Source organism: Mesorhizobium salmacidum (SeqCode) (genome assembly GCF_037179605.1).
Taxonomy (GTDB): Bacteria; Pseudomonadota; Alphaproteobacteria; order Rhizobiales; family Rhizobiaceae; genus Mesorhizobium; species Mesorhizobium salmacidum.
The window spans coordinates 1-19249 of sequence record NZ_JAPYKS010000001.1; the positions used below are offsets into that span (position 1 = coordinate 1).

General features: G+C 64.4%; 20 protein-coding genes. 14 read left to right on the top strand and 6 right to left on the bottom strand.

Annotated elements, in window-relative coordinates:
• Window positions 1-106: 106 nt before the first annotated feature.
• A complete protein-coding gene (locus tag O7A60_RS00005) occupies window positions 107-283 on the bottom strand; it encodes a hypothetical protein (RefSeq protein ID WP_198028738.1) in 177 nt (58 codons plus the stop codon).
• A gap of 194 nt (window positions 284-477) precedes the next feature.
• On the opposite strand from O7A60_RS00005, the gene O7A60_RS00010 reads away from it, so the two are divergent.
• Window positions 478-978 (top strand): MmcB family DNA repair protein, encoded by a 501-nt coding sequence (locus O7A60_RS00010; RefSeq protein ID WP_337104459.1) that lies wholly within the window; start codon window positions 478-480, stop codon window positions 976-978.
• Window positions 979-1031: 53 nt separating this feature from the next.
• Here O7A60_RS00010 and nhaA read toward each other — a convergent pair whose 3' ends face one another.
• From nhaA to O7A60_RS00035, 5 genes are all read right to left on the bottom strand, one after another.
• Window positions 1032-2228 (bottom strand): Na+/H+ antiporter NhaA, encoded by a 1197-nt coding sequence (gene nhaA, locus O7A60_RS00015; protein WP_337104460.1) that lies wholly within the window; start codon window positions 2226-2228, stop codon window positions 1032-1034.
• A gap of 233 nt (window positions 2229-2461) precedes the next feature.
• Entirely contained in the window at window positions 2462-3025 is a 564-nt protein-coding gene (locus O7A60_RS00020; protein WP_015314185.1) for an ActR/PrrA/RegA family redox response regulator transcription factor, read from the bottom strand.
• 63 nt (window positions 3026-3088) lie between these two features.
• Window positions 3089-4414 carry an ActS/PrrB/RegB family redox-sensitive histidine kinase gene (locus O7A60_RS00025; protein WP_181165861.1) on the bottom strand — a complete coding sequence of 442 codons (1326 nt, stop codon included), beginning with the start codon at window positions 4412-4414 and terminating at the stop codon, window positions 3089-3091.
• 292 nt (window positions 4415-4706) lie between these two features.
• Window positions 4707-7163, bottom strand: a complete 2457-nt coding sequence (hrpB, locus tag O7A60_RS00030; RefSeq protein WP_337104462.1) for an ATP-dependent helicase HrpB — start codon at window positions 7161-7163, stop codon at window positions 4707-4709.
• A 56-nt stretch (window positions 7164-7219) separates the two neighbouring features.
• Window positions 7220-7417: a hypothetical protein gene (locus tag O7A60_RS00035; RefSeq protein ID WP_415926792.1), complete on the bottom strand. Its 198-nt coding sequence runs from the start codon at window positions 7415-7417 to the stop codon at window positions 7220-7222.
• Between the two features lie 25 nt (window positions 7418-7442).
• Between O7A60_RS00035 and O7A60_RS00040 the strand changes: the two genes are divergently transcribed.
• The 13 genes from O7A60_RS00040 to O7A60_RS00100 all read left to right on the top strand — a co-directional run bounded on the left by O7A60_RS00040 (window position 7443) and on the right by O7A60_RS00100 (window position 19211).
• Window positions 7443-8132 (top strand): PIG-L deacetylase family protein, encoded by a 690-nt coding sequence (locus O7A60_RS00040; RefSeq protein ID WP_337104463.1) that lies wholly within the window; start codon window positions 7443-7445, stop codon window positions 8130-8132.
• 255 nt (window positions 8133-8387) lie between these two features.
• Complete coding sequence (locus tag O7A60_RS00045) at window positions 8388-9719, top strand: ABC transporter substrate-binding protein (protein ID WP_337104464.1); 1332 nt, start codon at window positions 8388-8390, stop codon at window positions 9717-9719.
• Window positions 9720-9844: 125 nt separating this feature from the next.
• On the top strand, window positions 9845-10792 hold the full coding sequence (locus O7A60_RS00050) for a carbohydrate ABC transporter permease (protein ID WP_337104465.1): 948 nt from the start codon (window positions 9845-9847) through the stop codon (window positions 10790-10792).
• Window positions 10789-11739, top strand: a complete 951-nt coding sequence (locus O7A60_RS00055; protein WP_337104466.1) for a carbohydrate ABC transporter permease — start codon at window positions 10789-10791, stop codon at window positions 11737-11739. Before O7A60_RS00050 ends, O7A60_RS00055 begins: the two co-directional genes overlap by 4 nt.
• Complete coding sequence (locus tag O7A60_RS00060; RefSeq protein ID WP_337104467.1) at window positions 11736-11942, top strand: hypothetical protein; 207 nt, start codon at window positions 11736-11738, stop codon at window positions 11940-11942. Before O7A60_RS00055 ends, O7A60_RS00060 begins: the two co-directional genes overlap by 4 nt.
• Before the next feature lie 2 nt (window positions 11943-11944).
• On the top strand, window positions 11945-13057 hold the full coding sequence (locus O7A60_RS00065; RefSeq protein WP_337104468.1) for an ABC transporter ATP-binding protein: 1113 nt from the start codon (window positions 11945-11947) through the stop codon (window positions 13055-13057).
• Window positions 13050-14063, top strand: a complete 1014-nt coding sequence (locus O7A60_RS00070; RefSeq protein WP_337104469.1) for an ABC transporter ATP-binding protein — start codon at window positions 13050-13052, stop codon at window positions 14061-14063. Before O7A60_RS00065 ends, O7A60_RS00070 begins: the two co-directional genes overlap by 8 nt.
• A 71-nt stretch (window positions 14064-14134) precedes the next feature.
• Window positions 14135-15778: a dihydroxyacetone kinase subunit DhaK gene (locus tag O7A60_RS00075; RefSeq protein ID WP_337104470.1), complete on the top strand. Its 1644-nt coding sequence runs from the start codon at window positions 14135-14137 to the stop codon at window positions 15776-15778.
• Window positions 15779-15850: 72 nt separating this feature from the next.
• Window positions 15851-16453 carry a dihydroxyacetone kinase subunit DhaL gene (gene dhaL / locus O7A60_RS00080; RefSeq protein WP_337104869.1) on the top strand — a complete coding sequence of 201 codons (603 nt, stop codon included), beginning with the start codon at window positions 15851-15853 and terminating at the stop codon, window positions 16451-16453.
• Window positions 16450-16839 carry a dihydroxyacetone kinase phosphoryl donor subunit DhaM gene (gene dhaM / locus O7A60_RS00085; RefSeq protein WP_027142886.1) on the top strand — a complete coding sequence of 130 codons (390 nt, stop codon included), beginning with the start codon at window positions 16450-16452 and terminating at the stop codon, window positions 16837-16839. The genes dhaL and dhaM overlap by 4 nt, the downstream gene beginning before the upstream one ends.
• Window positions 16840-16860: 21 nt before the next feature.
• Window positions 16861-17163 (top strand): HPr family phosphocarrier protein, encoded by a 303-nt coding sequence (locus O7A60_RS00090; RefSeq protein ID WP_337104472.1) that lies wholly within the window; start codon window positions 16861-16863, stop codon window positions 17161-17163.
• A 41-nt stretch (window positions 17164-17204) separates the two neighbouring features.
• Window positions 17205-18779, top strand: a complete 1575-nt coding sequence (gene ptsP / locus O7A60_RS00095; RefSeq protein WP_337104473.1) for a phosphoenolpyruvate--protein phosphotransferase — start codon at window positions 17205-17207, stop codon at window positions 18777-18779.
• Window positions 18780-18788: 9 nt separating this feature from the next.
• Window positions 18789-19211 carry a hypothetical protein gene (locus tag O7A60_RS00100; RefSeq protein WP_337104474.1) on the top strand — a complete coding sequence of 141 codons (423 nt, stop codon included), beginning with the start codon at window positions 18789-18791 and terminating at the stop codon, window positions 19209-19211.
• Window positions 19212-19249: the final 38 nt, after the last annotated feature.

Sequence of the window (19249 nt, forward strand, 5' to 3'; positions counted from 1 at the left end):
GCCGGTGAAGGTTGAGCATGTTCCTAAGCGGACCTGTTCGCAATGGCATGTCCGAATGCGTACAAAATTCCGGTCTTATCTAGCAAACGGACCAAACAGCCTTCGGCTACTTTTTCGCCAGCAAGAGAGCTTCGCGCACCAGCGATGGCAGACTGCCAACGCCAAGCAAATCGATAAGCTCGCGTGCTTGGCTGAGGGTGATGCCGGTTTTGTCGACAAGCCAGTTAGCGTGCTTTTCCTTGGCGGTTTGGATCAGCATTTTCGTTTCATCGAGTTCGTGCATGGCAAATGCTCCATGGCGAACCCGAAACGTATCCCTAGTGAAAGTAGCTCGCAAGCCGCGTAGGTGAAATCGTACAAATCAGACAAATCGGCCTTGCGGCCCCGCGCGCTTAAACAAGGATGGGTTTGCCAACCGGGTAATCGCCGCCTAAAAACGGGTTCAAACCGTGAACAAAATCTGGCATGGTGCGTGCCATGCCAATCATCTCCCCGATTCCCCTGAACCCTCTGATCGACGGCCGCCAGTCCGAGCGCGCCATGCTGGTGCGGCGTGGCGTGCAGCGGCTGCTGATGCAAATGGGCGCCCATGTGCTGCCTGAACTGTCGCTGGCCACCGACCGCCGCGCCGACCTCGTGGCGCTGACGCGGCAGGGCGATATCTGGATCATCGAGATCAAATCCTCGATCGAGGATTTTCGCGTCGACCGCAAATGGCCTGATTACCGGCTGCATTCCGACCGTTTTTTCTTTGCCACCCATCCGGGCGTGCCAGCTGAAATCTTTCCCGAGGAGTGTGGCTTCATCCTCTCCGACGGCTATGGCGCCGAAATCCTGCGCGATGCGCCGGAGCATCGCATGGCGGCGGCAACGCGCAAGGCGCTGATGCTGCGCATCGCGCGTGCGGGCGCAGCACGGCTGCTCGCGGCGGAGCTTGCGGGGGTGGCGGTACCGGCGCTGGAGGGGGAGAGCGAGTAATCGCGGCCCTGAAATTGACGCCCGCAACTGTCAGATGCTCCAGCCCGGAACTGCTACTCCTCCGTCCCTTCCACTCCACTCGCAGCCGGCGCCATCAGCAGGACCGCGGCGCCGAGCAGCGCGGCGATGAAGGAACCGGCGAGAATGCCGACCTTGACCGCGTCCTGCAGCGCCACATCGCTGGCGAAGGCGAGCAGGCCTATGAACAGGCTCATGGTGAAGCCGATGCCGCACAGCAGCGAAATGCCGACCATGTGCGACCAGCCGGCATGGGCCGGCAGGTCGGCGAGGCCGAAGCGGATGGCGAGCGCGGAGGAGCCGAACACGCCGACCAGCTTGCCGACGACGAGACCGGCCGCGACGCCCAGCGTCAGCGGCTCGATCAAGGCGCCGAAACTCAGGCCGGCAAGCGAAACGCCGGCATTGGCGAAGCCGAAGATCGGGACGACGATGAACGCCACCAGCTTGTGCAGGCCGTGCTCGAGCCGGTGCAGCGGCGAATGGTCGAGATCGTGGCCGATCCCGGCGGAGCGTTCGAGCGGAATGGTGAGCGCAAGTGCTACGCCGGCCAGCGTGGCATGGACGCCGGACTTCAGCACCAGCACCCACAGGATGGCGCCAAGCACGAGGTAAGGCACCAGGGTCATCACCCGCATGCGGTTGAGCACGATGAGCACGGCAATGACGGCAAAGGCCGCGCCGAGATAGGCCAGCGACAGACCGCTGGTGTAGAAGATGGCGATGATGATGACGGCGCCGAGGTCGTCGATGATGGCAAGCGCGGTCAGGGAGACCTTCAGCGAGGCCGGCACGCGGCTGCCGAGCAGCGACAGCACGCCAAGCGCGAAGGCGATGTCGGTGGCGGTCGGGATCGCCCAGCCGGACAGTGCGGCCGGATTGCTGCTGTTGATGGCGACATAGACCAGAGCCGGCACCACCATGCCGCCGGCCGCGGCGATGCCGGGCAGCACCCTGCGCGGCCAGGTCGAGAGCTGGCCATCCAGCATCTCGCGCTTGATCTCCAGCCCGACGAGCAGGAAGAACACCGCCATCAGCCCCTCATTGACCCAGTGCGAGACACTGAGCGGGCCGAGATAGGCGTGGAGAACGGCGAAATAGGTTTCGGCAAGCGGCGAATTGGCGACGATCAGGGCAAGGGCCGCCGCCACCATCAGGATAATGCCGCCAGCCGCCTCGCTGTCCAGGAACTCGCGGAAGACGGAAACCGGCCGTTGCTTCAAATCCTGCATTTTGCCTCCGTTACCTAGCCTGGCAGCCAACGTTGTTTGCAATGATGGCAGGTGCCGTTGACGATGCAAGGCGCCTTAGTTTCGTATGGTTCACAGGCATATCGTATGCTTGGGAAATCGACCGACATCGCTTCGTCATCCACAGGCGTAGCAAGGAGCGTAGCGACGCGGCGCAGACCCGAGGATGACGAAGCTCGGGTGGCCTTACGCCAATTGCCCGGAGTCGACGTCTCTCAGCGCGGCGCGCGCTTGGCCAGGATCCGCTGCAGCGTGCGGCGATGCATGTTGAGCCGGCGCGCGGTCTCGGAGACGTTGCGCTCGCACATTTCGTAGACGCGCTGGATATGTTCCCAGCGCACGCGGTCGGCCGACATCGGGTTTTCCGGTGGGGCGGCGCGCTCGCCGGTGGTGCGGGTCAGTGCCGCGAAGACATCGTCGGCATCGGCTGGCTTCGACAGATAGTCGACGGCGCCGAGCTTTACGGCGGTCACCGCGGTGGCGATGTTGCCGTAACCGGTCAGGATGATGGTGCGGGAATCCTCGCGCTTCTCGCGGATGGCGGCGACCACGTCGAGGCCATTGCCGTCGCCCAACCGCATGTCGACCACCGCATAGGCGGGTGGATTGGCGCGGGCCTTGCCCACGGCCTCCTCGACGCTCTCCGCCGTCTCGACCACGAAACCCCTGGTTTCCATGGCACGGGCCAGACGGGTCAGGAACGGCTTGTCGTCGTCGACGATCAGAAGCGAGGTGTCCTCGCCTTCAACCATAGGCCCACTGTTTTCATCGCCTGTCATCGTCTCGAAAATTCCTGCTGCCTTATTTTTACGCAGATATAGTTTTGCGGAGCTATTGTCCAATTACGCAGTGTCAAACATCGTCGCCGGGGCCGTTTCCGGGTTCAGGAAAACGCTCCTCGGCCAGGAAATCCGCACCACGGCCCCTTCGCCGAGGCCGCTCGAATTGCGAAAATCGAGCGTGGCGCCAGACCGTTCGAGCAATGTCTTGGCGATGAACAGGCCGAGCCCGAGGCCGCCTCCGGCTTCATTGCCCTGGCGTGTCGACATATAGGGCTCGCCAATGCGGTCGATGATCTCGGGCGGAAAACCCGGGCCATCATCGGTGATCGAGAAGGAGACCATCGCCTCGTCCCAGCTCCAGCGTATGGTGACGCTCTTGCGGGCGAAATCGACGGCGTTCTCGACCAGGTTGCCGAGGCCGTAGATGACACCCGGATTGCGCCGCCCGACCGGCTCCGGTCCGGTCCGCTCGCCCGGACGAAGCTTGATCGAGATGCCGAAGTCGCGATGTGGCGCGGTGACCTCCTCGACCAGCGAGGTCAGCGGCAGGCGGGACAGATGCGCCTCGCCCTCCGACGACAGGCTGGTCAGGCGTTTCAGGATTTCCCGGCAGCGCTCGCTCTGCGAGCGCAGCAGCTTCACGTCTTCCCCGTATTTCGGATCGGTGCCGAGCGCCTTCTCCATTTCCTTGACGACCAGCGTGATGGTGGCGAGCGGCGTACCGAGTTCGTGCGCGGCGGCGGCGGCCAGCCCATCGAGGGCCGAAAGATGCTGCTCGCGCTGCAGCACCAGTTCGGTGGCGGCGAGCGCGTTGGCCAGAAGCCGGGCTTCGGCGGCCACCCGGAAGGCGTACATGGCGGTGAAGGCGATGGACGACAGCACCGCCATCCACATGCCGGCGACATACACGAAGGGCATCGCCAGCGGCGCGTCCTCAGGCCAGGGCAGCGGCAGATGGCGGAAGACCAGCAAGGTCGCCGCTATCATCACCAGCCCGCCGAGGATGGCGGTGAGGCGAAGGGGCAGCGACGTTGCCGAAATGACGACGGGCACGGTCATCAGCAGCGAGAACGGATTGGTCAGGCCGCCGGTCATATAGAGCAGCCCGGCTAGCTGCAGGCTGTCGAAGATCAGGATGCCGAAGGCTGCGAACGGAGTGAGCCGGTGCGCGGCCGGAAACCGGAAGGCCAGAAACAGGTTCATCCAGGCCGAACAGGCGATCAGCGCGAAACACAGGCTGACCGGCAGCGGGAATTTCAGGCCGTAAGCGACGACGAGCACCGTCACGCTCTGTCCGACAATGGCCAGCCAGCGCAGCCGGATCAGCGTGTTGAGGCGCAGTCGCTGGCTCTGCTGGAAATCGGGCGTGTTCAGGATGTTGATCATGGCAATGGATTACAGCCGTGGGAGGAATAGCGCCAGTAGCGCTGTCAGCCCGAGGCCTCCCCAACTTCATCATCCCTGGGCGAAGCAGGAGCGAAGCTCCGTCGCGGAGACCCTGGGATCCATTCCGTGACCTTAGCCGGAGCGTGCAACGGAGCAGAATTCTGCACCGTCGCGTGGCCTTGATGTCGCGGCATGGATCCTCGGGTCTACGCTGCGTCGCTACGCTCCTTGCTTCGCCCGTGGATGACGAAATGATGAGCGCCAATCGCCAAGGCGTGCGTTATGCCCAAGGCTAGGTCCCTCGCGGTTTGGCGCGGGCGGTGGCGGCGGCGAGTAGCGGGTTTTCCGGCCAGACATGTTTGGGATAGCGGCCGCGCATGTCGGCACGCACATCGGCCCAGGAGCCGCGCCAGAAGCCGGGCAGGTCGCGCGTCGTCTGGATGGGCCGATGCGCCGGCGACAACAATTCGAGCGTCAAAGGCACGGTACCGTTGGCGATCGAAGGATGGCGGTCGAGGCCGAAAAGTTCCTGGACGCGGACCGCCAGCACCGGCCATTGGCCGTCGTAGCGGATCGGCACGTGGCTGCCCGACGGAGCGTCGAAATGGGTCGGCGCCAGCGTCTCGACCTTGCGCTGCAGGTCGTGCGGCACGAGCGACGCCAGCCCGGCCGGGACAGTGCCGGGGTCGATAGCGGCCAGGGATGCCGCACCGGACAGAAACGGCAGCAGCCAGTCGTCGAGGCGCTCGATGAGTGCTTCATCCGACATGTCCGGCCAGGGCGCGCCTAAGCCTTTGTACAGCCAGGACAGCCGCTGGCGCAGCGTCCGAGCCTCCTTGCTCCAGGTCAAAAGGGAAAGCCCATGCTCGCGCAAGGCCTCGATGATGGCGCGGTCGGCATCGGCGCCGGCCGGCGCCGGCAGCATGCGTTCGACGAGCGTGATGGCACCGAGGCACTCGGTTTCGCGCACCCGCACGGCGCGGCGCTCGCGGTCGAAACTCGTCTGCCTGCGCGTTTCGATCTTGTTGCCAAGCGTCGACCGGATGTCCTCCTCGCCGATTGCCGCCGCCGCCGTGATGCGGGCATTCTGCGCCTTGCCCTGCAGGTCGGCGACGACCAGAAAGGGTTCACCCGCCAGCGGATCGGCGACATCAAGCATGGCGCCCGAGCCATTGGCGAGCACGAAACGGCCGCGCTCGCCGCGCGCCTTGGCGACGCGGTCCGGCCAGGCGTGGATGAGCAGGGTTCCGGCTGGAACAGCTCCGCTGGTCGTCGCGCCGCCTGCCTGCCTGGCCAGGCGCTCGGCAAGCTGGCGCGCCGACGTCGCACGCGGCGATTTCTCGCCACGAAAGCGCATCAGCCGGCGTTCGAGGTCGGCACCGTCGCCGCCGAGGCCACGCTCGGTGAGCAGCACGGCAAGCATGGCTGCTTCCTGCGCCTGTCCGGCCTTCGCCGCCTCGGCGAGCATATGCGCCAGCCGTACCGGCAGAGCGAGCTTGCGCATCGAAGCGCCCGCGTCCGTCAACCGGCCTGCCTCGTCGATGGCATCGAGTGCTCGCAACAGCGCCCTTGCTTCATTGAGCGCGGGAGCCGGCGGCGGATCGAGGAAAGCAAGCGTCCCGGGATCGGCGACACCGAAGGCGGCGCAGTCGAGCAGGAGGCCGGATAGGTCCGCCTCGAGGATTTCCGGCGGCGTGAAGGCGGGAAGTGCCGCCGTCTGCTCAGCCCGCCACAGCCGGATGGCGACGCCGGCCTGCGTACGGCCGGCGCGGCCGGCGCGCTGCTCGGCGGAAGCCTTGCTGACGCGAACTGTCTCCAGCCGTGTCAGGCCGCTGGCCGGCTCATAGCGCGGCAGCCGCGACAGACCGGAGTCGATGACGACGCGCACGCCGTCGATGGTGATGGAGGTTTCGGCGATCGAGGTCGCCAGCACCACCTTGCGGCGGCCCGCCGGCGCCGGCTTGATCGCCGCGTCCTGCGCCTTGCCGTCGAGCTGGCCATAGAGCGGGACGATATCGGTGTCGGCGCCGACCTTGCCGGCCAACCGCTCGGCGGTGCGCTCGATCTCGCGCTGGCCGGGCAGGAAGGCAAGCACGCTGCCACTCTCGTCGGCAAGCGCGGAGCGGATTGCCTTGGCCATGGCGTCCTCGATCGGCATCCCGGCCGGCCGTTCGTCATACCTGACATCGACAGGGAAGGCGCGGCCCCGGCTTTCGATCACCCGCGCGCCCGACAGGAGTTTTGCGACCCGTGCGCCGTCGAGCGTTGCCGACATTACCAGCAAACGCAGATCCGGCCGCAGCGCGCCTTGTACATCAAGGGCGAGAGCGAGACCGAAATCGCCGTCGAGCGAGCGCTCGTGGAATTCGTCGAAAATGACGGCCGAAACGCCGGGCAGTTCAGGGTCGTCAAGGATCATGCGCGCAAGCACGCCCTCGGTTACGACCAGGATTTTCGTCCGCGCCGAGGCACGGTTTTCCATACGCATGGCGTAGCCCACCGTGGCGCCGGGCTCTTCCCTCAGCAGTTCGGCCATGCGGCGCGCCGCGGCGCGGGCGGCAAGCCGGCGCGGTTCGAGCAACACGATCTTGCCCGGCCAGGGCGCATCGAGCAGCGCCAGCGGCACCAGCGTGGTCTTGCCGGCACCGGGCGGTGCCACCAGCACGGCGCTGTTGCCAAAGCCGAGCGTCTCGCTCAGCGCCGGCAGCACGGCGGATACCGGAAGCTCCGGCAAGGGTCTGGTCGTCATTGCGATCGCATATCAGCGGTCGCGGGCGCCGTGCAACTCGTGAAAGTCGCGCCGGTTCAAAGCCGGGTGCGCGAAAACGGATTCCAGCGCACCTTACCCAGCCGAGCTTCCTCGCGCACCAAGCAGCCGGCGAACAGGGTCGAGAAGAGACCGATCTCGAACATCGTGAATTGGCCGCCCAGGCTCTTGATAACGGCATCGCTGCCCGAATAGCTTGCATAGGCGATCAGGGCGAGCAGGATTCCGTTCGGCACGTTTTTCATTTCCGGGGAGAGAAAGTTGAAAATACTAGCGCTCGGTGCGCATGCGGACGACATCGAGATCTTCATGTTCGGTACGATGGCCGCCTATGCCGCGCAAGGCGCAGAACTCAGTTTTGCCGTGGCCACCGATGGTGCCAGGGGCGGCAAGAACGATCCCGCTGTTCTGGCTCGCGTCCGCCGTCAGGAAGCGATGGGCGCGGCCGCGCTGCTCGGGGCGACGCCGCGCTTCCTCGACTTTCCCGATGGCGGGCTGGTGGCCGACGCCGCACTGATCGATGCGCTGAAAACACTGATCAGCGAAATTGGGCCGGATCTTGTGATCACGCACGCGCCCAACGACTATCACGCCGACCATCGCGCGCTGTCGGACGGCGTGCGCATCGCTGCGTCGTTCGGCGTCCCCGTGCTGCATGCCGACACGATGGGCGGCACCGGGTTCTCGCCGACCCACTATGTCGATATTTCCGCTCATGCCGACATCAAGGCCAGGGCGATCCGCATGCACCAGTCGCAGGACCCGGATCGCTTCGTCGATATCGCGCTGACGCAGAACCTTTTTCGCTCGGGCCAATGCAATGGCGCGCAAGGCTCGCTGGCCGAAGCCTTCCGCTTCGAGCCGACGTTTCCATTCGGCGACATCCGCGCGCTGCTTCCGCCACCCCCGCCGATCAGGACGGTGATGGTGAGCACCAAGCGGGTCGACTGACCTTCCAGACCGCGTCCACAATCCGCGCTCATCCGGCCGGGCCTTCGGCGCTTTTCCCAACGTTTTCAGAGACCGACTTCAGCATGTTGCGGCGCAGCAACGAATTCGCTTGCCTTGTTTAGTAAAAATTGCATCACTAAACAAATTACTAAACATCCCGCGGCGCAGCGATGCCGCCATGTTTGGGCCTCTGAGGAGAGAGGTTGAGGTTCTTGAGACCGCCATCCGGGCGTGTTTCACAAATGGGAGGAAGGCATGAAATCGAGCTTGAAACTGGCGTTGGGACTGACCTCGGCGATCGCAGCGTCGACAGCCGTCTCGAACGCCGCGCACGCTGAAGACCTGACGCTGTGCTGGGCCGCCTGGGACCCGGCCAACGCGCTTGTCGAACTGTCCAAGGATTTCACCAAGGAAACCGGCATCGGCATGAAATTCGAATTCGTGCCGTGGACCAACTATGCCGACCGTTTCCTCAATGAGCTGAACTCGCACGGCAAGCTCTGCGACCTGATCATCGGCGACAGCCAGTGGATCGGCGGCGCGGCCGAGAACGGCCACTACGTCAAGCTGAACGACTTCTTCGACAAGGAGAAGATCAGCATGGACGACTTCGTGCCGGCGACCGTCGTCGGCTATTCGGAATGGCCGAAGAACACGCCCAATTACTGGGCGCTGCCGGCCATGGGCGACGTCGTCGGCTGGACCTACCGCAAGGATTGGTTCTCCAAGCCCGAGCTGCAGAAGGAATTCAAGGAGAAGTATGGCTGGGACCTTGGCCCGCCGGCCACCTTCGACCAGCTGAAGCAGATCGCCGAATTCTTCCAGAAGCGGCAGGTCGACGGCAAGACCGTCTACGGCGCCTCAATCTACACCGAGCGCGGTTCCGAAGGCATCACCATGGGCGCCATGGACGTGCTCTACAGCTATGGCTTCCAGTACGAAAACCCGAAGAAGCCCTACGAGATGGAAGGCTTCGTCAACTCCGAGAAATCGGTGAAGGGGCTGGAATTCTACAAGGCGCTCTACGACTGCTGCACCCCTCCGGGCGCCTCGAACAGCTACATGGGTGAAGGCGTCGATGCCTTCAAATCCGGCCAGGTGGCGATGCACATGAACTTCGCCTTCACATGGCCGGGCCTGCAGAAGGACGAGAATGTCGGCGGCGACAAGATCGGCTATTTCGTCAATCCCAAGGGGCCGGACGGCGACCAGTTCGCCCAGCTCGGCGGCCAGGGCATTTCGGTGGTGTCCTATTCCGACAAGCAGGAAGCGGCGCTGAAATACATCAAGTGGTTCGCCAACAAGGACGTGCAGGCCAAGTGGTGGTCGCTCGGTGGCTATTCCTGCCTGAACGCGGTGGTCAAGGATCCGAAATTCCCGGCCAGCCAGCCCTATGCTCAAACCTTCCTCGACTCGATGGCCATTGTGAAGGACTTCTGGGCCGAGCCGAGCTACGCACCGCTGCTGCAGGCCTCGCAGAAGCGCTTCCACGACTATGTCGTCGCCGGCCAGGGTTCGGCCAAGGATGCGTTCGACGGCCTGGTCAAGGATTGGACGCAGGTCTTCCAGGACGATGGCAAGATGTAGCCGCAAGGCAATATCCAAGGCTCCTCCCGAGCTGTGACCGCCGCGTCCCGTGCCGCCCTTGGCACGGGACGCGGTTCAGATAAATTCCATCACAGAGACGCCAAGTGACCGAAGCAGGACTTACCATGCTCAATCGGACCGCGGAGAACGTTGCCCGGGCAACCCCGGGACCGTTGGCGCGCAAGGTCCGGGGCATCAGCGACAAGGGCCTCGCCTGGCTGTTCATCTCGCCGACGATCCTGTTGCTGCTCGCCATCAATATCTTTCCGCTGTTCTGGGCGATCTATCTGTCGTTCACCAATTTCCGCGCCAACCGCCCCAACGAAGTGGTGAAGAACCTCGGTTTCGCCAACTACCAGCGCATCCTCGGCGACCAGGACATCTGGATCGCCATGCAGACGACGGCGCATTTCGTGTTCTGGACCATCCTCTTGCAGACGCTGATCGGCTTCACACTGGCTTGGCTGATCGACAGGAAGTTCCGCGGCCACGCCTTCTGGACGACACTGATCCTGGTGCCGATGATGCTGTCGCCGGCGGTGGTCGGCAATTTCTGGCGTTTCCTCTACGAGCCTCAGATCGGGCTGTTTTCCTACGTCATCTCGTTCGTGTCGGGCATTCCGCCGACAAGCATCCAGATGCTGTCCAACGTGTCGCTGGCACCGTGGTCGATCATCATCGTCGATACCTGGATGTGGACGCCATACGTGATGCTGATCTGCCTCGCGGGCCTGCGTTCCATTCCTGAATACATCTATGAGGCGGCCGAGGTCGACCGTGCCTCCAACTGGCGACAGTTCTGGTCGATCACCCTGCCGATGGCGCTGCCCTTCATCATGCTGGCGGTGCTGTTTCGCGGCATCGAGAACTTCAAGATGTTCGACATGGTCAATCTGCTGACCGGCGGCGGACCGGGCTCCACCACCGAGGTGGCCTCGATCACGCTGAAGCGGCAGGCCTTCGAAAGCTGGCGCACCGGCTATTCGTCAGCCTTCGCCATCATCCTGTTCGTCGCGGTGTTCGGTCTCGCCAACATTTACGTCAAGGCGCTCAACAAGGTGAAGCAGAGATGAGCCTGACCACTGCCCATTCGGTCGTCGCCCCCTCGGCAGGTTCGAAGCGCATCGCCGGCGCCATCATCATCGCCTACGCGCTGATCTCGATCGTGCCGCTGCTGTGGATCTTCGCCACCAGCTTCAAGACGCCGCCGGACTCGATCGCCTATCCGCCGAAGATCGTGTTCCAGCCGAGCATCGAGGGCTACTGCAATTTGTTCACGACGCGGACCAGGCAGACGCCGGAATACATCAACTCGCTCGGACCGGCGACCGGCTTCTGCGACGAGACGGTGCGCAAGCGCAACATGGTGATCGCCGGCCCATCCAACTTCCTGCCGCGCTTCATCAATTCGCTGGTCATCGCCTTCGGCTCGACCTTCTGCGCCGTCTTCCTCGGCACGCTGTCGGCCTATGGCTTCTCGCGCTTCCAGGTGCCGCTCGCGGACGACCTTCTGTTCTTCATCCTGTCGACACGCTTCATGCCGCCGATCGCGGTCGCCATCCCGATCTACCTGATGTACCGCGAACTCGGCCTGTCGGACACCGCGCTCGGCATGATCCTGCTCTACACGGCGGTCAACGTATCGTTGGCGGTCTGGCTGCTCAAAGGCTTCATCGACGAGATTCCGCGCGAATACGAGGAAGCCGCCATGATCGATGGCTACACGCGGCTGCAGGCCTTCTGGCGCACCGTGCTACCGCAGGCGACCACCGGCATTGCCGCGACCTCCATCTTCTGTCTGATCTTCGCCTGGAACGAATACGCCTTCGCCGCTCTTCTGACCTCGGGCACGGCGCAGACGGCGCCGCCCTTCATACCTACCATCATCGGCGAAGGCGGGCAGGACTGGCCGGCGGTCGCGGCCGGCACGACGATCTTCCTGGTTCCGATCCTTGTCTTTACCATCCTTCTGCGCAAGCAATTGCTGCGCGGCATCACCTTCGGCGCGGTGCGCAAATGAGCACGACGCAACCCGTAAAACCCAAGTCACGCTGGCCACGCTTGGCCAGGCGCGGGCTGATGGAAAACATCGCGACCGCACTGATCGCCATCGGTTTCCTGATGCTGTTCCAGCCCTTCGCGCTGTCGCTCTACACCTATTCCTTCATCACCATGCTCGCCGGCACCGTGATGTTCATTATTGTCTCGAAATTCCCGGAATAATCATGGCCGAGATCCGCGTCCAACATCTGAGAAAGGTCTTCGGCGATTTCGTCGCGGTGCAGGACTCCAACTTCGTCGTCGAGGACGGCGAGTTCTTCGTCATGCTCGGACCGTCTGGCTGCGGCAAGACCACCACCTTGCGTATGATCGCCGGGCTCGAGCTGCCGACGGGCGGCCAGATCCTGCTCGGCGGCGACGACGTCACCATGCTCCGCGCCCGCGTGCGCGACATTGCCTTCGTCTTCCAGTTGTTCGCGCTCTATCCGCACATGAATGTGCGCAAGAACATCGGTTTCCCGCTTTTGGCGCAAGGCATGCCGTCGGCCGAGATCCGCACCCGCGTCGAGGAGACAGCGAAGCTTCTGCGCATCGACCACCTGCTCAACAAATCGGTCTCGGGACTGGCGGGCGGTGACCGCCAGCGCGTCGCGCTCGGCCGCGCCATCGTGCGGCGGCCGAAATGCTTCCTGATGGACGAACCGCTGGGGACCCTCGACACCGAATTCCGCGATTTGATGGTCCATGAGTTGCGCGAGCTGCACAACCGTATCCATGCGACGACTGTGTACGTCACACATGACCAGATGGAAGCGATGTCGATGGCCGACAAGATCGCCGTCATGAACCACGGCGTTATCGAGCAGTTCGGCACACCGCGCGAGATCTACGACCGCCCCGCTACCATGTTCGTCGCCGACTTTATCGGCTCGCCGCCGATGAATTTTCTGGGCTTCGGCGGTGGGCTTTCCAAAGGCGCGAAGGAGATCGTCGTCCAGGGTGCCAAGGTCGCGGTGCCGGAAGTGCGCGAGGACATCGCGCCGGCCGATATGGCGCTCGGCATCCGGCCCGAGCACATCCGCTTCGACGATGCCTCCAAGCTGCGCGGCGCGATCTACGGCACCGAATATCTCGGCACCACGCAGATCGTGGCGGTGGAGACGGCGGACGGCATCATCAAGGCGCGGGTGCCGGCCGAAATTCGGCTCAACACCGGCGACCCTGTCGGCCTGACGCTGAACAGCGCGCGGCTGTCGCTGTTCGACAAGGGCTCCGGGCGCGCGGTGAGAACGGCGATCCACGATACTGCCTCGGAGCGGAGAGTGCAGTATGGCTGATGTGCGCATCAAGGGCGTGACCAAGAGTTTCGGCGAGCATGTCGCCGTCAACGGTCTGGACCTACATATATCGGACGGCGAATTCGTCGTGCTGCTCGGACCGACCGGCGCCGGCAAGACGACGACGCTGCGGCTGATCGCCGGGCTGGAGCGGCCGGATGCCGGAACGATCGAGATCAGCGGCCACAATGCCATGAACCTGTCGCCGGCCGAGCGCGACACCGCTTTCGTCTTCCAGCAATATTCGCTCTATCCGCATTTGTCGGTGTTCGACAACCTCGCCTTCCCCCTGCGCTCGCCGGCGCGGAAAATACCGGAAGACCAGATCCGCCGCCGGGTCGAGGAGGTGGCGAAGATGGTGCGCATCCATCACAAGCTCGCCAACCGGTCGACGAAATTGTCGGGCGGCGAAATGCAGCGCGTCGCCATCGGCCGTGCGCTGGTGCGCAAGCCGTCCATCTACCTGATGGACGAGCCGCTGTCGTCTCTGGACGCCAAGCTGCGCGCGGATCTCAGGCTCGAATTGAAACGCATCCAGTCCGAGCTCGGCGCCACCATGCTCTACGTCACGCACGACCAGATCGAGGCCATGACCATGGCCGACCGGATCGGCATCCTCGCCGATGGCGTGCTGGTGCAGATCGGCTCACCGCGGACGATTTATTCGGAGCCGGCAAACCTGCATGTCGCGGCACGGCTTGGCCAGCCCGCGATCAATCTCCTGCCGACGGGGCTGCTGCCTGACAGCGGCGCGCCGGCCGGCACCAGGACGATCGGCGCACGCACCGAGCATCTGGCGATCGAGAAAGCCATGAACGGCCATGCCGACGGCGTCGTCGACTGGGTCGAACATCTCGGCGACCAGAACCATCTGCATGTGACGGTGGGGCCGAAGAAACTGGTGACGCTGACCGATCCCGACACGGATCTGGCGCAAGGCGACAAAGTGATGGTCCGCTACCGGTCGCCGCTCTATTTCGGCGCCGACGGACAACGACTGATGTGAATGATTTTCGGCATCCCCGCCAAGGTGATGCCGGCTTCTGATTGACGATTGCGAAATACGGGACCAATTCGATGAAGCACTTTTTCAACCGCAGGGAAACGATCGTCACCGAGGCGCTGGACGGATTGTTGCGCACCATCGGCTCAGGCGGCCTCGCGCGCCTCGACGGCTATCCCGAGATCAAGGTCGTGCTGCGCGCCGATTGGGACAAGTCCAAGGTTGCCGTCGTCTCCGGCGGCGGCGCCGGGCACGAGCCGTCGCATGCCGGCTTCGTCGGCAAGGGCATGCTGACGGCTGCCGTCTCGGGCGAGATCTTTGCCTCGCCAAGCGTCGAAGCGGTGCTGGCGGCCATCCGCGCGGTCACCGGACCGGCGGGTTGCCTGCTGATCGTCAAGAACTACACCGGCGACCGGCTCAATTTCGGCCTGGCGGCAGAGAAGGCGCGCGCCGAAGGTTTCCGGGTCGAAATGGTGATCGTCGGCGACGACATCGCGCTGCCCGATATCGCCCAGCCGCGCGGTGTTGCCGGCACATTGTTCGTGCACAAGATATCAGGCCATCTGTCGGAAGCCGGCCACGATCTGGCCGAGATCGTGGCAGCCGCGCGTGCGGCTGCGAAGGATATCGTCTCGCTCGGCATGTCGCTGTCGTCCTGTTCAATCCCGGGCCAGCCGCATGAAGACAGGTTCGGCGACGACGACGGCGAGCTCGGCCTCGGCATTCACGGCGAGCCCGGCGTTGAGCGCATCGCGGTGCAAAGCGCCGACCGGCTGGTGGCTGTTATGGCGGAGCGCCTTGCGGAGCGGCTCGACCCGAAGGCCACCTATGCCTTGCTGATCAACAATCTGGGCTCGGTGCCTCCACTCGAAATGTCGCTGGTTGCCAATGCGGTGCTTGCCTCGCCGCTCGCCAAGACCGTCAAGCTGACGATAGGCCCCGGGCCGCTGATGACGGCGCTCAACATGAACGGTTTCTCACTGTCGCTGATCAAGCTCGATGCGGCGCGCGAGGCTGCCTTGCTGGCACCGGTTGGCCCGCATGCCTGGATGCCGGCAAAGCCGGTCGTTGCGCCTGCTGTCGTACCTATGACCAAGGCAGCCGGACGAGACGCGGCGCGCAAGGCCAGCCAGGATGCAGGCACCAGGCGCTTGATCGCCACTGTCTGCGAAAGGCTGATTTCGCTCGAAGCGACATTGAACGGGCTGGACGCCAGGGCGGGCGACGGCGACACCGGCTCGACCGTGGCGACCGGCGCGCGCAGCATCCTCGAACGGCTCGATACGCTGCCGCTTGCCGGGCCGGCCGCGACCCTTGGCGCGATGGGCGATATCCTGAGCGCCTCGATGGGTGGCTCCAGCGGCGTGCTGCTGTCGATCTTCTTCACGGCGGCGGCGCAGACAATGGACAGCGGTGCGAAGCTATCCAATGGGCTGCTCGCCGGCCTTGAACGAATGACCTTCTACGGCGGAGCCAAACCGGGCGATCGCACCATGGTCGACGCGCTGGAGCCGGCCTTGAAGGCGCTCGACGGCAAGGGTCTGGAGGAAGCCGCGATAGCGGCCCGGCGAGGCGCCGAGGCAACCGCCGCGATGGAGAAGGCCAAGGCCGGCCGGTCCGCCTATATCGGCGCCAAATTGCACGGCGTGGTCGACCCTGGCGCCCAAGCGGTGGCCGAAGTGTTCGCGGCCGCCGCTACGCTGCTTGTCACGGCCTGACGCATGCACCAGTTGTCGAACGACCGTTCTTTCGCTACTGCGGGCAAGGTGGAAACCGGGAATTCGGGCGACATGACGGCGCTGGACCTTTCGAGGCTGATCACGGCGGCCGCGGACACGATTGCCGCTCACGCCGAGGAATTGACGGCGCTCGACCGGGCGATCGGCGACGGCGACCATGGGCTGAACATGAAGCGCGGCTTCGAAGCCGTGCGCGCCGAGGCCGATGCGTTCGCGGCAAAGCCGCTGCCCGACGCCCTGAAGGCGATCGGCACCAAGCTGGTGATGATGGTGGGCGGTGCCTCCGGCCCGCTCTTCGGCACGCTGTTCATGGCGCTCGGCAAGGAGATTTCGGCGGAGCCCGACCATGCCAACCTGACGGCTGCCTTCGGCAAGGCGATCGAAGCGGTGGCCGCGCGCGGCAAGTCGCAGGTCGGCCAGAAAACCATGCTCGATGTGCTGCAGCCCGTGCGTGACGCGTTGGCCGGGGGAAAGACGGCGGCTGAAATAGCCGACATCGCGGAGGCCGCCGCCGAAGCGACCGTGCCGATGAAGGCGCTGCGCGGCCGAGCCTCGTTCCTCGGCGACCGCTCCATCGGCCATATGGATGCCGGCGCGCGCTCGACCGCGCTGCTGGTGCGCACGGTGGCGCAAATCATCGGGGACAAAGCATGAGCAATGTCGGGATCGTGATCGTGTCGCATTCACCGCTGGTCGCGGAGGGCACGGCCGACATGGTACGCCAGATGGTGGGCGACGAAGTGCCGGTTGCGTGGTGCGGTGGAAATGGCCATGGCGGGCTCGGCACCAATGTCGAGGCGATCATGGGCGCCATCGACAGGGCCTGGTCGGAAGCTGGCGTTGCCGTCCTTGTCGATCTCGGCGGCGCCGAGACCAACAGTGAAATGGCGGTCGAGATGATCGGCGAGCCGCGGGCGCACAAAATCATCGTCTGCAACGCGCCGATCGTCGAGGGCGCGGTGATGGCGGCGACCGAGGCATCCGGCGGCGCCTCGCTGCGGGAAGTGGTCGCGACGGCGCACGAATTGTCGCCGTCGTGAGTGAACGGGATTTTTGAAGACATGCCGGAAACCGCTGAAGCGACCGTCCTGATCACCCACGATGTGGGCCTGCATGCGCGTCCTTCGGTGAAGTTCACCAAGCTGGCCAAGAGCTTTGCCGCCGACGTGGAAATTGCACTCGCCGCCAACGGCCCATGGTTCGATGCCAAGAGCATCGTCAAGGTGATGGCGGCCAAGGCACCGAAGGGCACGGTGCTGCACATCAGGGCCAATGGCGATGGTGCCGATGATGCTGTCCGCGCGCTGATCGAACTGGTGCAGCGCGATTTCGACGAGGATGCCGGCCATGTCCGCTCGGCTTGAGGTCGATGCATGCCTTGGCCTGCCCGCTGGGAATGCGGGCCATGCGCATTGAGGGTGTTCCAGCCTCGGCCGGCTATGCCGAGGGGCCTTTGTTCGACCTCGGCCGGCCTGCAAGCATTTACGCGAGCAAGGAAAGCGCCGCGGAAGAGAAGATGTCGCTGGAGGCAGCGATCGGCAAGGCGGTGAACCGGCTCGTGGCCATGATCGAAACCGCCGACAGCGATGCCGCCGGCATACTCGAATTCCACCTCGCCATGCTGGAAGACGACGCGCTGAGCGGACCGGCCTTCGCGTCGATCGCTTCCGGAGAACCCGCCGATGCGGCTTGGCGGCAGGCACTCGATGCCGAGATCGCCGGCTACGACGCCTCGGACCAGGATTATTTCCGAGCCCGCGCCACGGACCTGCGCGACATCAGGGATCAGGTGCTGCGCGCCCTGACCGAGGACGGTGGCAGCACGGCACCGGCCGGCGCCATCCTCCACGGCGAGGACATCGCGCCGACGCGCTTTCTCGAAACCGACTGGAGCCATGGCGGCGGCATCGCGCTGAAGGCAGGCAGCACCGCCAGCCACGTCGCCATGCTGGCGCGCTCGCGTGGCGTGCCGATGGTCGTGGGTCTGCGCGAGCCGCTCACCGCTGTTGCCGGCATCGCGCTGCTCGACGCCGAGCACGGCAATATCGTTCTGGCGCCCTCGCCTGTGGAGATCGGCTCGTTCCGGCAGGCATCCTCCGCCTTCACCGCCCGCCAAGGCGACGCGCGGACCTTTCTGGCGCGGCCGGCGGCGACGAAGTACGGTACCGCGGTGCGGGTGCAGGTCAACATCGCCGACCCCAGCGATGTCGATGGCATCGACATCGCGACTTGCGACGGTGTCGGCCTGATGCGCACGGAATTCCTGTTCGGCAAGACGCTGCCCGATGAAGAGACGCAGTATCGCGCCTATCGCAAGGTGCTGGAATGGGCCGGCGAAAAACCGGTGACGATCCGTACCGTCGATGCCGGAGGCGACAAGCCGGTGCCGGGCTTCACCGTCGAGGAAGGCAATCCGTTCCTTGGCCTGCGCGGCATCAGGCTGTCGCTGGCCAGGCTCGACATATTCCGTGTTCAAATCAGGGCATTGCTGCGCGCCGCACCACACGGCAATCTCAAAGTCATGTTTCCGATGATCGCCACATCAGAAGAGTATGAACGCGCCGCCGCCCTGTTCGCCGAGGAACGGGCAGCCCTTGCCGCGCGCAGCATCGCGCAAGAGATGCCGCCGCTCGGCATCATGGTCGAAGTGCCTTCGGTGGCCATTGCGCCGGAGGCGTTCGCCGGCGTCGCCTTCCTGTCGATCGGTTCCAACGATCTGACGCAATATGTGATGGCGGCCGCGCGCGACAATGCCGCTGTGGCCCACCTGAATTCTGTTCGTCATCCCGCGGTGCTGAGGCTGATCGGTTCGGTCTCGGCTTTCGGACGGGAAACCGGGATTCCCGTCAGCCTGTGCGGGGATGCCGGCGGCGACCCCGCCTCGATCTCGTCGCTGCTAGAGGCCGGCCTGCGCGATCTCTCGGTCGCGCCGGCGCAACTCGCCATGGCCAAGGCGGCCATCGCGGACGTCCCGGTCTAGGCGGCAGGCATGATCGATATCAAACTCGAACCCGGTTCCGAAGAGGCGATCCGCGCCTACAAGACGATCCTGTCACAGGTCATCGACCAGCGCCCGTCCGGCATGCGCCAGCGCCTTGCCGACGCGCTTGGCAAGCACCGCAGTTTCGTCACGCAGATTTCGAGCCCCACCTATTCGATCCCGATTCCGTCGAAGCATCTGCCCGCCATCTTTTCCGTCTGCCATTTCAGCCAGGCCGAGCGGGACCAGTTTCTCGCCGCCTATCATCAGGCCCATCCAGGGAAGATCTCGATCGCCGCGGGCGCGCGCAAGACAAGGCACGTTTCGCTCATCGTGCCGGATTTCGGCGACGACAAACAGAATGCGGCGCTCGACCGCGCGATCAACGAATTCATCCAGAAGGTCACCAGCATCACCGGCAAGAGTGGCTGATTGACCCCTTGATGTCAGGCTATTTCGGGAGGAGACGG

Bases quoted from the DNA above. Each gene is read 5' to 3' on its own strand.
- dhaL (WP_337104869.1), top strand. From the start codon at position 15,851: ATGACGGCGCTGGACCTTTCGAGGCTGATCACGGCGGCCGCGGACACG.
- O7A60_RS00025 (WP_181165861.1), bottom strand. From the start codon at position 4,414: ATGATCAACATCCTGAACACGCCCGATTTCCAGCAGAGCCAGCGACTG.
- hrpB (WP_337104462.1), bottom strand. From the start codon at position 7,163: ATGACGACCAGACCCTTGCCGGAGCTTCCGGTATCCGCCGTGCTGCCG.
- O7A60_RS00065 (WP_337104468.1), top strand. From the start codon at position 11,945: ATGGCCGAGATCCGCGTCCAACATCTGAGAAAGGTCTTCGGCGATTTC.
- O7A60_RS00060 (WP_337104467.1), top strand. From the start codon at position 11,736: ATGAGCACGACGCAACCCGTAAAACCCAAGTCACGCTGGCCACGCTTG.
- dhaM (WP_027142886.1), top strand. From the start codon at position 16,450: ATGAGCAATGTCGGGATCGTGATCGTGTCGCATTCACCGCTGGTCGCG.
- O7A60_RS00075 (WP_337104470.1), top strand. From the start codon at position 14,135: ATGAAGCACTTTTTCAACCGCAGGGAAACGATCGTCACCGAGGCGCTG.
- O7A60_RS00010 (WP_337104459.1), top strand. From the start codon at position 478: ATGCCAATCATCTCCCCGATTCCCCTGAACCCTCTGATCGACGGCCGC.
- O7A60_RS00055 (WP_337104466.1), top strand. From the start codon at position 10,789: ATGAGCCTGACCACTGCCCATTCGGTCGTCGCCCCCTCGGCAGGTTCG.
- O7A60_RS00050 (WP_337104465.1), top strand. From the start codon at position 9,845: ATGCTCAATCGGACCGCGGAGAACGTTGCCCGGGCAACCCCGGGACCG.
- O7A60_RS00090 (WP_337104472.1), top strand. From the start codon at position 16,861: ATGCCGGAAACCGCTGAAGCGACCGTCCTGATCACCCACGATGTGGGC.
- O7A60_RS00005 (WP_198028738.1), bottom strand. From the start codon at position 283: ATGCACGAACTCGATGAAACGAAAATGCTGATCCAAACCGCCAAGGAA.
- O7A60_RS00020 (WP_015314185.1), bottom strand. From the start codon at position 3,025: ATGACAGGCGATGAAAACAGTGGGCCTATGGTTGAAGGCGAGGACACC.
- O7A60_RS00045 (WP_337104464.1), top strand. From the start codon at position 8,388: ATGAAATCGAGCTTGAAACTGGCGTTGGGACTGACCTCGGCGATCGCA.
- nhaA (WP_337104460.1), bottom strand. From the start codon at position 2,228: ATGCAGGATTTGAAGCAACGGCCGGTTTCCGTCTTCCGCGAGTTCCTG.
- ptsP (WP_337104473.1), top strand. From the start codon at position 17,205: ATGCGCATTGAGGGTGTTCCAGCCTCGGCCGGCTATGCCGAGGGGCCT.
- O7A60_RS00100 (WP_337104474.1), top strand. From the start codon at position 18,789: ATGATCGATATCAAACTCGAACCCGGTTCCGAAGAGGCGATCCGCGCC.
- O7A60_RS00070 (WP_337104469.1), top strand. From the start codon at position 13,050: ATGGCTGATGTGCGCATCAAGGGCGTGACCAAGAGTTTCGGCGAGCAT.